At 57.7% G+C, this 13,444-nt stretch carries 13 protein-coding genes; all 13 read left to right on the top strand.

All coding sequences use genetic code 11. From position 1 onward, the window contains the following. The first annotated feature begins 4 nt into the window (after positions 1-4). Positions 5-1,099 (top strand): alanine racemase, encoded by a 1,095-nt coding sequence (alr, locus tag ABIT76_00425; protein ID MEO7931599.1) that lies wholly within the window; start codon positions 5-7, stop codon positions 1,097-1,099. 12 nt (positions 1,100-1,111) lie between these two features. Continuing rightward, complete coding sequence (locus tag ABIT76_00430; protein ID MEO7931600.1) at positions 1,112-1,474, top strand: hypothetical protein; 363 nt, start codon at positions 1,112-1,114, stop codon at positions 1,472-1,474. Between the two features lie 8 nt (positions 1,475-1,482). Beyond that, positions 1,483-1,710: a hypothetical protein gene (locus ABIT76_00435; GenBank protein MEO7931601.1), complete on the top strand. Its 228-nt coding sequence runs from the start codon at positions 1,483-1,485 to the stop codon at positions 1,708-1,710. Further along, entirely contained in the window at positions 1,707-2,849 is a 1,143-nt protein-coding gene (locus ABIT76_00440; protein ID MEO7931602.1) for an aminotransferase class V-fold PLP-dependent enzyme, read from the top strand. Before ABIT76_00435 ends, ABIT76_00440 begins: the two co-directional genes overlap by 4 nt. 37 nt (positions 2,850-2,886) lie before the next feature. Beyond that, positions 2,887-5,304: a DEAD/DEAH box helicase gene (locus ABIT76_00445; GenBank protein MEO7931603.1), complete on the top strand. Its 2,418-nt coding sequence runs from the start codon at positions 2,887-2,889 to the stop codon at positions 5,302-5,304. Between the two features lie 16 nt (positions 5,305-5,320). Beyond that, positions 5,321-5,680: an acyl-CoA thioesterase gene (locus tag ABIT76_00450; protein MEO7931604.1), complete on the top strand. Its 360-nt coding sequence runs from the start codon at positions 5,321-5,323 to the stop codon at positions 5,678-5,680. Positions 5,681-5,809: 129 nt separating this feature from the next. Continuing rightward, on the top strand, positions 5,810-6,262 hold the full coding sequence (locus ABIT76_00455) for a hypothetical protein (protein ID MEO7931605.1): 453 nt from the start codon (positions 5,810-5,812) through the stop codon (positions 6,260-6,262). Between the two features lie 79 nt (positions 6,263-6,341). Then, entirely contained in the window at positions 6,342-7,283 is a 942-nt protein-coding gene (gene rsmH, locus ABIT76_00460) for a 16S rRNA (cytosine(1402)-N(4))-methyltransferase RsmH (protein MEO7931606.1), read from the top strand. 14 nt (positions 7,284-7,297) lie between these two features. Beyond that, positions 7,298-7,669, top strand: coding sequence for a hypothetical protein (locus ABIT76_00465; protein MEO7931607.1), 372 nt, complete (start codon positions 7,298-7,300; stop codon positions 7,667-7,669). Next, positions 7,666-9,471 (top strand): penicillin-binding protein 2, encoded by a 1,806-nt coding sequence (locus tag ABIT76_00470; GenBank protein ID MEO7931608.1) that lies wholly within the window; start codon positions 7,666-7,668, stop codon positions 9,469-9,471. The genes ABIT76_00465 and ABIT76_00470 overlap by 4 nt, the downstream gene beginning before the upstream one ends. 1 nt (position 9,472) lies before the next feature. After that, positions 9,473-10,957: a UDP-N-acetylmuramoyl-L-alanyl-D-glutamate--2,6-diaminopimelate ligase gene (locus ABIT76_00475; GenBank protein ID MEO7931609.1), complete on the top strand. Its 1,485-nt coding sequence runs from the start codon at positions 9,473-9,475 to the stop codon at positions 10,955-10,957. Continuing rightward, positions 10,954-12,333 carry a UDP-N-acetylmuramoyl-tripeptide--D-alanyl-D-alanine ligase gene (murF, locus tag ABIT76_00480; GenBank protein ID MEO7931610.1) on the top strand — a complete coding sequence of 460 codons (1,380 nt, stop codon included), beginning with the start codon at positions 10,954-10,956 and terminating at the stop codon, positions 12,331-12,333. The genes ABIT76_00475 and murF overlap by 4 nt, the downstream gene beginning before the upstream one ends. Further along, positions 12,333-13,442: a phospho-N-acetylmuramoyl-pentapeptide-transferase gene (mraY, locus tag ABIT76_00485; protein ID MEO7931611.1), complete on the top strand. Its 1,110-nt coding sequence runs from the start codon at positions 12,333-12,335 to the stop codon at positions 13,440-13,442. Before murF ends, mraY begins: the two co-directional genes overlap by 1 nt. The last annotated feature ends 2 nt before the right edge of the window (positions 13,443-13,444 follow it).

Raw genomic sequence — 13,444 nt, forward strand, 5'->3', positions numbered from 1 at the left:
GCGGATGCCCGATTTTTCCATCACCACCCCGGTCCCACATCGTTGCTGGGCGGAAATCGATCTGGCGGCGCTGCGACATAATCTGGCCGCGATCCGCGCTCAGATCGGACCGGGCGCGAACATCATGGCGATCGTGAAGGCCGACGCTTACGGCCACGGGTTGGGCGGCATTTTATCCACACTCGGGCAATCGGTGGAGCATTTCGGCGTGGCGAATGTGACCGAGGCGCTGGATGTGCGCGCGGTGCTGTCGGACGCGGAGATTTTGCTGCTCGGCGCGACGCTGCCCGAGGAGCGCGAACTGGTGGTGCGCCACGGTTTTATGCCAGCGATTTCCAGCGTGGAGGAGGCGGAATCGTTTGCTAAATTGTCCACAGTCGGCCCGACGCGCGTTCATCTCGCGCTCGACACGGGCATGGGACGGCTCGGGTTCTTGCCAGACGAATGGCCGTCCGCGCTGGAGAAAATCCGCACGCTGCCGCAGTTGAAAATCGAGGCCGTGGCGACGCATTTGCCGTCGGCGGACGAGGATGAAGGCTTCACCCTTTCCCAGCTCGGCGACTACGAGGCGCTGGTGAGAAACGAACCTAACTCCCATGTGCTGAACAGCGCCGGGATCATCAATTTCCCCACGCACGCTGGGCAATTCGTGCGCGCCGGGCTCATGCTTTATGGCGTGTCGCCCATGCCGGAGTTTCAGCTCAAACTCCAGCCTGTGATGACTCTGAAAAGCCGCATCACGCTCATCCGCACGCTGCCCGCCGGACACGGCATTAGCTATGGCCGCAGCTTTCTGACCAGCCGCCCGACGCGAGTTGCAACCTTATCGGCGGGCTACGCCGACGGCTACCAACGACGGCTCTCGAATCGGGGCGCAAGCGTCTGGATTCGCGGCCAGCGTTGCCCGGTTTTGGGTCGTGTGACGATGGATCAAATCATGGTGGATGTGACGGATTCGACCGCCGCACTCGGCGACGAGGTGGAGCTATTCGGCACGCATATTTTGGCTGGCGAGATCGCCCAACTCGCCGACACTATCCCGTGGGAAATCCTCACCAGCATTAGCAAACGCGTCCCGCGCCTCTTCCTGAATCCGTAGCTTTTTCACCCGATGTTCCAGATTATTTTCAATGAAATCAGCGCCGCAGAGATGGCGGAAATCCCCAAGCTCACGCAGCTCGATCTGCTCGCGGAATTTCAACTGCTGCCAGCCGATCTGGACAAACTGGACAAGGCCCGGTTCACCACGGTGAAACGCGATGGGAAGACGTATTATCGCTATCGCGCGACCGATTACCGCCTCTATTTCAGCAAGTGTCCCGAGGGAATCGTGATCCATCGCGTGCTGCACAAAAACACCATCCGCGACTTCCTATTTCGCTCCAAGCTGCCGATGAATGAGGACGAAAGTGGGATCGAAACGACCGTGCCATGGGAGTTGATCAAGGAAGGTCAGCGCGCCCGGAAATCGTAGCTGGAGCCGTGACTCGCAAGGGCTGGTTTTTGCTGTTTCTCGGCGTGATCGCGGTGCACGCGGGCATCTTTTGGCTAATCAAGGACGGGCCGGTGATTCCGCCGCAATGGATTGTGCCCACGCCGCCGGAACCGACTTTCAAATTCGACCAGGCCACCTATGTGGACCCGGTGACGAAGGAAAAAATGGTGGTGAAGGAATTCACCATTCAAGCTCCACACGACGCAAAACCATGAATCTCTGGACGGATGAACCAACACGGCTGGCGCAGTTTCCGATTGCCCGCGAACACATTTTTCTCGCTCACGCGGCGGTGACGGCGCTGCCGCAATGCGTGGCCGATGCGATGATCGATTACACGCGGCAAAGCACTACGCACCAGCAGGAGTTTGAGTCGGTGCTGCGGGTGATTGCGCAGACGCGAAAAGCCTGCGCCACGCTGATCGGCGCGCAGCCGGATGAGATCGCGCTCCTCGGTCCGACGTCGCTGGGGCTGAGTCTTTTTGCCAACGGACTCGACTGGGCGCCGGGCGACGAGGTGGTGTGTTATCAGGACGATTATCCGGCGAATGTTTACCCGTGGCTGGCGCTGGAGCGACTCGGGGTGAAATTGGTTTATCTGAAGCCGGAAAAAATGGGCGAGATTACGATGGAACTCGTCTCTGCCGCGCTCACGCCGCGCACGAAACTGGTGGCGCTGGCCTCGTGCAATTTCCTCACCGGCTACCGAATCGACCACAACTCGATTGGAAAAATGCTGCACGAGCGCGGCATGCTTTTTTCCCTGGATGCCATCCAGACGCTCGGGGCGTTTCCGACGACGGTGGAGCATGTGGATTTTCTGAGCGCCGACGCCCACAAATGGCTGCTCGGCCCGATGGCGGCGGGCATCGTTTATGTGAAGCGCGAGCACTTCGAGAAGCTGCGCCCGACCCTACTCGGAGCGTGGAATATCCAGTCTCCGCAATTCATCACGCAGGCGGAAATTCGGTTCGTCGATTCAGCCCAACGCTACGAGCCCGGCGTGCTAAATACGCCCGGCATCTACGGAATGCTGGCGGCGATTGAAATGCTACTCGACTGTGAAATTTCGACGATCAGCGAACGCATTCTCCATCTGCGCCAGCGGATCGCCGACGGGGTGACGGAGCTGGGTTTTGAAGTTCTGAGCCCGATGAGCGGCCCGGAGCGGAGTGGGATTGTGACCTTCCGCCACTCGGAGAAGGCGACGAAGCCGTTCTTCGACAAGCTGACGGAAAACAACGTCATCGCGTCCCATCGCTTTGATCGCAACGGACGGGACTACCTGCGTGTCAGCCCTCACTTCTACAACACGGACGCCGAAATCGACAGGGCGCTGGAACTCCTCTCGTAGCAGCTTGCATTGGTGACATAACTCCGTTCATTGCGGAATGCATGGATTGGAGATCGGTCTGGCGCTGCCCGATCTCTGGCAGCAGGAGGCGGTGCGGTTGTTGCGCGATGGCAGCGATGTGGTGGTCCATGCACCGACGGGCGCGGGGAAGACGTTCGTCTTCGAAATGCTCTATCCGACGTTGCGCGGACAGGCCATTTTCACCGTTCCGACCCGCGCACTGGCCAATGACAAGCTGGCCGAATGGCGCGCCCGTGGCTGGGATGTCGGCATCGCGACGGGCGATATTTCGGAAAATTTGCAGGCCAAAGTGATCGTCGCGACCTTGGAAACGCAGAAGGCGGCATTTCTCCAGCGACGCGGTCCGCGGCTGCTCGTGATCGACGAATATCAGCTCCTGAGCGACTCGCAGCGCGGGGTGAATTACGAGCTTTGCATCGCGCTCGCCCCGCCGGAAACGCAGTTGCTCATGCTCAGCGGCAGCGTCGAAAACCCCCAGAGCGTCGTCGCCTGGCTGGAGCGTCTGGACCGGAAGGCGGCTCTCGTTCGCACCGACGAACGCCCCGTGCCGCTGGAGGAAATCATGGCGCACGATCTGCGCTCGCCAATTTCAGCGAACATCAGCGGCTACTGGCCAAAGCTGGTGGCGCGCGCGATTGGCAACCAGCTTTCGCCGCTGCTCATTTTCGCGCCGCGTCGCAAGACCGCAGAGGAACTCGCCATTGCCATTGCCAATGCGCTTCCGGCACCCGATCCGCTGCCCCTTTCCCACGAACAAATGCAACTCGCCGGCGAGCAACTCACCAAACTCCTGACCAATCGCGTCGCCTGGCATCACAGCGGACTTTCCTACGCGGTGCGCGCGGGTTTGATCGAACCGCTCGCAAAACGCGGTCATCTGCGGGTGATCGTTTCCACGACCGGACTCGCGGCGGGCATCAATTTTTCCGTACGCAGCGTCATGGTTACAGGCACGAGTTACCAGTCGGGCCACCACACGATGGAGTTGCGGTCCGATGAGCTTTTGCAAATGTTCGGACGCGCCGGTCGCCGTGGACTTGATGAAAAAGGTTACGTCCTCGCCACGCCCGATTTGCCGCGGCTGTTCGACGCGCGTCCGCAACGCGTGCGCCGACCCAACAGCATCGATTGGCCGTCATTTATCAGCGTGATGGAGGCGGCGGTGGAGCACGGCGACGATCCATGTCGCGCCGCGATTGAGCTCACGAAAAAACTCTTCAGCACGAACGAAGTCCGCACCGGCTTCGAGATCGGACTCGACTGGAAAACGATCCCCTGTGGCCTGCGAACCGACGCCGAGAGGGCGCGGCTCGTCCGGCGTTTCGACGTGGAAATGTTGAACAGCCAGGGCGAATGGGAAATCCAGCCGAGTTCCAGTGGATTCACACTCGACCGGGCGCTGGTGCGGCGGGGCGAACGCTGGTTTCCCGCGCTGTCGCAGCCGGAGATTTTTGCCCAACTCGGCACTGGCAATCTTTGCAAACTCACTGCCGGTCCCGTGAAAACCTATGGACGCGAGATCACTGTTGCCACTGTGGTTGACGACGTTTACCAGCCGACGCAGCCGGTGCGCAAGCTCCTGCGGGAGAGCGGCTTGCGCGAGACGCGGCGCTTCGATGAGCGGGCGTTTCACGAAACGGTCTGGCCATTCGTCTCCAAGTTGTCCACTGGCCAGCCGCAGCCGCCTGTGCTCCGTGGCAACCTCGTCGTCGCCCAATTTTCCTTCGCCCATTCGCCTGTCACTGGATTTCTCGACAGTCACGGCAAAGTTCTCATCGACCCGCCGACGCGGCGCGAATGGCCAGCGATTTGCCAGACTTGTCCGCATAAATCCGACTGCGAGTCGATTGATCCGACAAATTCCCCCGCCATGGCCTGGCGCAAGCTCAGCTTGATCGCGCCCGATGGCACTCCGACTCAACGCGGACAGATTTTCAGTTATTTTTCCCATGGCGAAGGACTGACAATTGCGGCGGCGCTGGAGAAACCAGATTACGCCATCGAGGATCTCATTTTCGATGTGGCGAACATTCGCGCCGGACATCGTTTCGCGGGCGACGATTCGCCTTATGGTGGACGTCTCGGTTTTGTTTCCTCGCAGACTTACGACCGAATGGAGTTCCCGGGTTATCTGGAGTTTGGTGTGCCCGTCGGCTTTGGCGACGGCGCAGGCGACGTGATGCGCGAACTGTCCACGCCGGGCACCAATCGCAGCAAACTCCTCACGCTGGCCCTGCGGCCCGGCGACATCGAGCGGGCGCAACTCGAATGGCACAGCCTGCTCCGACAGATCGTGGCCGCGCCGACTTTGCCTTGGAGCCGCTGGACGGAGTTGCAGTCGGCGGCGGCTCATTTTTTGGAAACTCACACCCGCAAGAAACGTCTCGACTTCCCGCCGCTGCTGGGCGAACACCTTTTGCGCTACCTGCGGTGATCCGACTTACATTCTTATGCTGGGCATTCGCCACGAAAAAACTCTCCTGATCCGGCCTGAATATTTGAATCATTCCGGCACGGTTTTCGGCGGAAATATGATGAAATGGGCCGACGACATGGCTTACAACGCCGCTGCTTTGCTTTTCCCAAACGCGACCTTTGTGACGAAGCTTTTTGGGCAGTTTGATTTCACCACGCCCGTTTCGCAGGGGCACATCATCAAGATTTATAGCCAAGTCGAATCGAGGGCGACGACTTCCTGCAAAGTGCTCGTCTGGGCGGAAAACGCCACCACTGGAGCCGATGTTTTCAGCACATTCGCCGTGATGGTGAACGTCCGGAACAACCAGAAAGTACCGCTCGATCCGGTCTGAACGGCCAAAATTCTCAGAATGTTTTCTCGGAACAGCGATTTTGTTTGACCCGAATAGCCCTTTGGTGGCAAAAAAGGGGGCGATGTGGAGCGAAATGGGGCAAAAAAGCTCGATTCCTCCAGCACTTCCATGGAAACCACCTTCACACCCACACCTGTTTACGCTGGCGAGTTTCGTCACGCGATCGACCCAAAGGGTCGGGTGACGGTTCCCTCGAAGTGGCGTCGGGCGGAGTCGGAGGATCTCTATGTGATCCCAGATCAGCAAAATCAGTATCTCATCATCATGCCGCCGGAGGAGTTTAAGGCGATTGGCCAGAAGATCGAAAAGGCGGACATGGAGGAGGGCCGGAAGCGGATCTTTTTGCGGAATTTTTACTCGCAAGCCCAGCCGACCACGGTTGACCGCCAGGGAAGAATGCTGCTGCCCGAGGACTATTGCGCGCGCGTGGGTCTCCTTCAGGACGTGGTGCTGGCGGGCGGGCTTGTGCGTTTTGAAATTTGGAATCCAGAGCGTTGGCAAAAGACAATCGAGGAGAAACAAAATGTTTACTGCGAAGTGGCCGATAGCATTGGGCTGTGACCCGGTGCGTTTGGGTGCCTCGGAGGACTTGTTTTCCACCCCTGACGTTCTGGCTACCAGCTTTCAATCCGAAAAAACCGTGGATTCCTCACCCCAAGACGCCGCAGGATTTCATCACGTCCCCGTTCTCGCGGAGGAAGTGCTGACCGCGCTTGCGCCGCAGCCGGGTGAATTATTCGTCGATGGGACCTTGGGCGGCGGCGGACATTCTGAGTCTCTCCTGCGCGCGGGGGCGCATGTGATCGGCCTCGATCAGGATGCAACTGCATTGGCGCACGCGAGCGAGCGGCTGCGAAATTTCGGTGAGGCATTCCATCCGGTGCGGGCGAATTTCCGCGATCTGCGGACGGTGCTGAACGACTTGGGCATCGGAAAAATCGACGGACTCCTCCTCGACATCGGAGTTTCATCGCATCAACTCGACACCGCCAGCCGCGGCTTCAGCTTCCAATCCGACGGGCCTCTCGACATGCGCATGGACCAATCGGCTCCAATGACGGCCGCCGATTTAGTGAACACCGCCGATGTGGAGGAACTCATCCGGATTTTCCGAAAATACGGCGAGGAGCCAAGTTCGGTTCGTATCGCGAAACACCTCGTCGAGATTCGCCAGACGCAGCCATTTTCCACCACAGCGCAACTTGCCGCAGCCGTGGAATCCATTCTCCCGCGTCGGGGAAAACGGCATCCTGCGACGCAGATTTTCCAGGCGCTGCGCATTGCGGTGAACGACGAACTCGGTGCCTTGGAAGCCATCCTCAACAACGCTCCTGCGCCGCTGAATAAAGGCGCGCGGTTTGCCGTCATCACCTTCCATTCTCTGGAGGACCGGCTGGTGAAACAAGATTTCCGTGCCCGCAGCCAAGCCACGCTGGATCGGCCCGAATGGGCGGCACCGCGTCCCAATCCCGCCCACGTTTATCAGCCTATCAACCGCAAAAGCATCACCGCTAGTACTAGCGAACTCTCCAGCAACCCGCGCGCGCGCAGTGCCAGACTGCGGGCCGTGCAAAAAATTTAGAAAGCCACAATCCCATGTCTCGCAATCGTCGGAAAAATGTTAACACCGTTCGCATCGCCACCTTCTTCTGGTGGCTGATGGTTTTCATCGGCCTGAGTGTGTTAGGTCTGAGTTACGTTTCCATCAAAAACCAGACCATCGCGTTTGGTGAGCAACGCCGCCTCCTGGAGCGCCAGCTTCGCGACCTCACCGAGCAAAACCGCGCCTTCAGTTCGCAAGTGACCGCACTTACATCGCGCTCTGCTCTGCAAAAGCAGTTGAACAGCGGCTTCATCAAACTCGTCGAAATCGATCCGATGCAAATCGTGCGTCTGAACGCCTCGGGAGCGCAGCCCGCCACGATCGCCGACGCACTAACCTCCAGTAAAACGCTGGCCCAAAAATGAAGAGTTGCCGCTCGCGAGCAATCATCGTTTGCATCGGCTTGGTCGTGTTATTCAGCGGCTTTTCCGCCCGTCTGATTCACCTCCAAGTCAACCAGCACGATGAGTATGCCGCGCTGGCGGACGCGAAGCACATTATCAAAAAACCTGTCTATGCCCAACGCGGACAGATCGTGGACGCGAACTACGAAACGCTCGCGGAAAATGTCTCCGTCCAGACCGTTTATGCCGACGCCTCGCACATCCTCAATCCCGAGTCGGTCAAGACTCCAAAGGCTCTCGCGCAAGCTGCGGAAACCGCCCAAATTGTCGCCCAAACCCTGGGCCTTTCCGAGGAGGAGGTATATGCCAAACTCCTAACAGACCGGCGCTTCATCATCCTCAAAAAAGAAGTCGATCAAATCACCGCCTCGAATCTCCAAACTGAGCTGGCCAGGAAGAATCTGCGCGGCATTTATTTCATCGAGGATTTCAAGCGCGTCTATCCCAACGGCGACATGCTCTGTCACGTTTTGGGCTATCTCGACCACGATCACAATGGAATTTCAGGCATAGAAAAAAGCATGGACACCTATCTCCAGCAGCACGATGGCTACCGCTTCACCGAGCGCGATCGGACTGGCAAGGAAATCCTTCTTTATCGCGGCCAGGAACGTCCCGCGCAGGATGGTTATACCGTCCAGACAACGATCAATCTCGGCTTGCAAGCCATCGCTGAATCGGAGCTCAAAGCCGCTTGTGCAAAATACAAGCCAAAGGGTGCGACAATCATCATCATGAAGCCGCAAACCGGCGCGGTCCTAGCCATGGCCTCGTGGCCGATGTTCGACAACAACGATGCTAACAATGCGCCGCCCGAGGTGACGAAAAATCACGCCGTGTTGGACATGGTTGAGCCAGGTTCGACTTTCAAGATCGTGGCGACTTCCGCTGCTTTCGAGGAAGGCATTGTCAACGACGACACGAGAATCTATTGCGAGGCTGGTCACTTCAATTACGCCGGACGCGTCCTTCGCGACCACCATCCGTATGGTGACATGACTGTTCATGAAATCCTCATGAAATCCAGCAATGTCGGCGTGGCTAAACTAGCTTTGCAACTAGGCGAGCAACGTTTCTACGACTATGTTAGACGCTTCGGTTTTGGCGATCGCACCGGCATTGATCTTCCCGGTGAAATCAGCGGCAAAGTCAATCCTCCCTTCAACGGCGACAAGGTGGCCATCACCCGTGTGCCGATGGGACAAGCCGTCTGCGTAACTCCGATTCAACTATGCTCGGCGATGTCTACGATTGCCAATGGCGGCACGTTGATGATGCCGCAGGTGGTTAGTAAGATTACCGCTAAAGATGGACACGTTGTTTCCAAGTTCGACCCAGTTCCCGTGCGGCGCGTCATTTCACAGGCGACTTCCAAACGTATCGTCGATGCGTTGAAGGATGTGGTTAGCAAAAAAGGCACCGCCGAACTCGCCGCTGTTGAAGGTTTTCGCGTCGCAGGAAAAACCGGCACCGCGCAAAAAGTGAATCCAACTGGTGGCGGCTACCTTTCCGGAAAATATGTGGTTAGCTTTTGCGGCTTCATGCCAGCAGATGATCCGGCGTTTGTCGCCTACGTATTGTTAGATGATGCCGTGACTGTTCCCAATGGGAATTACGGCGGACTCGTGGCCGCTCCAATCTTTTCCAGCATGGCGAAAAAAGTCGCCCGCCTGCTCGATTTGCAACCTGACCCTGCCCTACTTGCCGCTCAAAAGCAGGATCTGAAAAAGACGTCCTACACGGCAGATTTTCGCGATCAATAATATGCTGCTGAAAACCCTGCTCACGAAAACGCCAGTCGAGGAAGTCATCGGCTCGGCGGAGCGTGAAATTACTAACATCGCCTACGACTCGCGCCGTGTCGTGCCCGGCTCCCTTTTTATCGCATTAAAAGGGCAGAAGCAGGACGGCGCCGACTTCATTCGTCAGGCCATCGAGCGCGGCGCAGAGGCCGTGGTCACAGAGTCAGCTAACATTCAGTCAAAGGTCACCACCATACGAGTGCCCGACAGCCGTAAGGCGCTGGCGGATTTTTCCTGTGCATTCTACCGCCACCCAGCATCGAAGTTGAAGCTTGTTGGCATCACCGGCACTAATGGAAAAACGACGACTTCCTATCTATTAAAACATCTCCTGCAATCGTCCGGACTCCGTTCTGGATTGATCGGCACGGTGCGCTACGAGATCGGCAATCGCATTCTTCCAGCATCGCGCACAACTCCTGAATCGCTGGAAATCAACGATCTGCTTTACCAGACTCTCAACGCTGGCGACAAAGCGGCAGTCATGGAAGTTTCCTCTCACGCGCTGTCGCAGGATCGCGTGCGCGGGCTGGAGTTTGACGCTGTCGTTTTTACCAATCTCACACAAGACCACCTCGACTATCACAAGACGATGCAGTCTTACTTTGAGACGAAGTCGCTTCTTTTTGTGCAGGCTGCCGAGCAGAAACGGAAGAAGAGCACCGGCATTGTTAATATCGACCAGTCGCAGGGTGAACAACTCGTCACGCGATTTGAAAAAGAGCTGCGCCTGATTACTTTCGGACTTGGCGTGGCGGCCAATTTCCGGGCGACTAACATCAGAACCGACGGCAGCGTCACCACCTACCAGCTCGATGCGGAGGGCAAAAGCTACCTCGTGCGCCTGCCGTTGATCGGACGTTTCAATGTTTACAATTCGCTGGCTGCACTCGCTGCCGCACGCGTGATCGGTCTTTCCATCCGCGATTGCGTGAAGGCTCTCGCTCATGCGCCGCAAGTCCCCGGGCGTCTCGAAGCGGTGCCGGTGAAACGGCAGTTTCAGGTTTATGTCGATTATGCGCACACCGACGATGCCTTGATAAATGTCCTGCGCACGCTGCGCGAATTGTCTCCTAACAGACTCATCGTGGTCTTCGGTTGTGGCGGTGATCGCGACCGCGCCAAGCGTCCCAAAATGGGAGCGGCTGCCAGTGAGAATGCCGATTATTCCATTGTCACTTCCGACAATCCACGGAAGGAATCGCCCGAAGCCATAGTAGCAGAAATCATCAAGCCAATGCGGCTTGGAAAATACGAAGTCGTGCTCGATCGGCAGGAAGCCATCTTCCGCGCCATCGCCCTGGCACAGCCCCGCGACATCATTCTCATTGCCGGCAAAGGCCACGAGACCAACCAGGAATTGGCCGACTACATCATCCCTTTCAACGACGTGGAAGTCGTCCAAAATGCCGTGGGAGCGCAGCCCGTGAAAATGTCTGAGTCATGAACCCGCTCACTGCTTCTAACATTGCCGCTCTGGCTGGTGGAAAAATCGTTTCCGGCGACGACGCGGTCATCATCCAGCGGGTCGTCACCGACAGCCGCCTCGTGCAACCGGGCGATTTGTTCGTTGCATTGAAAGGTCCGCACTTCGACGCGCACGCTTTCATCGCAGACGTCACCACCCGTGGAGCGTCGGCTGTTATGGTCGATCAGAGCGTTGCTAGTACGGCCACGGTGATTCGGGTGAAGGACACACTCATCGGTCTCCAGTCGTTGGCGAAAAACTACCGCGCCACGCTCCAGTGCCATGTCGTCGGCATCACCGGCAGCAATGGAAAAACCAGCACGAAAGATCTGGCAGCCGCCGTTTTTTCCAGTCAGTTCTCCGTCAGCAAAACCCAGGGGAATCTGAACAATCATATCGGACTCCCCATGTCGGTTCTAGCCATTGATGCCGCGCACGAAGTCGCCATTCTCGAGATGGGCATGAACCATGGCGGCGAGATCGCGCCCCTCGCCGCCATCGCCGCGCCGGATGTCGCGATCATTACTAACATCGGCACTGCGCACATCGAGTTCATGAAAACCCAGGAAGCCATCGCTCTGGAAAAAGCCGAGCTCGCCAAGGCGGTTTCCAAGACAGGCGTGGTTGTCCTGAACGCCAACGACGCCTTCACGCCGATGATTGCCAAGCTAACCAAAGCAAGCGTGGTTACCGCTGGCATCAAGGCGGGCGACGTTTCTGCCAGCGAACTCAGCGCCGACCACGGCGGCACCACTTTCACCGTCACGCATGGCTCGGAAAAGCTCCCCGCATTTCTACCCATCCCGGGGAATCACATGGTCGGCAATGCGATGTTAGCTGTCGCCGCCGGACTGGCCCATGGCATTCCGCTGCAACGCTGCGTGGATGCATTGGGAAAAATTCAACTCACCAGCGGGCGGCTCGAAATCAAGGAGATCGCGGGCATTCATTTTCTCGACGACACTTACAATGCCAACCCCGATTCCATGCTCGCGGCGCTGGCGACTTTGGAATCCATCCCGGGCAGCGGAAAACGTATCGCGGTGTTAGGAGCCATGGGCGAGTTGGGGAGTTATGCCGAGGAAGGCCATCGCAAAGTCGGGGCCGCGAGCCAGGATGTCGATATCATGGTCACCGTCGGCGACACGGCCGATTGGATTGCCGATGAGGCCGAAAAATCTGCTGCGACCCACGTCATTCGCACCGCGGACACGCGGCAGGCTGCGGCGGCCTTAATCAGTCTTCTGCAACCCGGCGATTGCGTGCTGGTCAAAGGCAGCCGCTCCGCCCGCATGGAGCAGGTCATTCAGGAACTAACCATCAGCTTGCAACCCATTCCCTCAGCCAAACGCTAATGCTCTACTACCTCTCTCAATTTGGCGAAGGCTCACCGCTGCACACGGCGCTAAATGTGTTTCAGTATATTAGTTTTCGCGCGGCATCGGCGGCGCTCACCTCCTTTTTGCTCTGCTTGATTTTTGGAAATGTCGTCATCCGAAAACTGATTTCACTCAAAGTCGGCCAGCCGATTCGCACGAAGGAAGAAGTGCATAAACTTTACGAACTCCACGGAGCGAAAAAAGGCACGCCCACGATGGGCGGAGTGCTGCTCATGGGTTCGGTCGTGGTCTCCACATTGCTTTGGGCCAGGCCGGACAATCATTTCGTCTGGCTGGTGGTGGTAAGCATTATCTATCTCGCGACCATCGGTTTCATCGACGACTACCTGAAGGTTAAAAAGAAGAAATCCGACGGACTTCCCGGACGCTTGAAGTTAGTCGCGCAATTCGTACTCGCAGCCGGTATCACGACGTTTCTCCTGCGAGATCCGGCGTCCGCCTCGCAGACGCGCGAACTCTACATTCCATTCTACAAAGAGCCGATCTTCTCCTTCGGAATCGTCAGCGCATTTCTCTTCTACGCTGCGATGATCGTCGGCACTTCCAATGCGGTGAACCTAACCGACGGCCTCGATGGCCTGGCCACCGGTTGCACGATCACGACCTCCGTCGCCTACGCGCTTTTCTCGTGGGCCACAGGCAATTTCGTCGTGGCGCGCTATCTCCAGATTCCGCACAACGTCTTCGCATCCGAGCTCACCGTCGCCTGCATGGCCCTGGCCGGCGCGGGACTCGGCTTCCTCTGGTTCAACGCGCATCCGGCCCGCGTTTTCATGGGCGACACGGGTTCGCTTTCTATCGGCGGAATGCTCGCGGTCGTCGCCATTTGCTGCAAACAGGAACTCCTTCTCATGGTCGTCGGCGGCATCTTCGTCATCGAGGCGCTCTCCGTCATCATCCAAGTCATCAGCTTCAAAACGACCGGCAAACGCGTCTTCAAAATGTCGCCCATTCACCATCATTTCGAGTTGATGGGCTGGAAGGAAAACACCGTCATCGTCCGCTTTTGGATCATGTCGCTCATTTTCGCATTGTTAGGACTCGCCACGCTAAAACTGAGATAACC

This window comes from Chthoniobacterales bacterium (genome assembly GCA_039930045.1).
Classification (GTDB): domain Bacteria; phylum Verrucomicrobiota; class Verrucomicrobiia; order Chthoniobacterales; family DASVRZ01; genus DASVRZ01.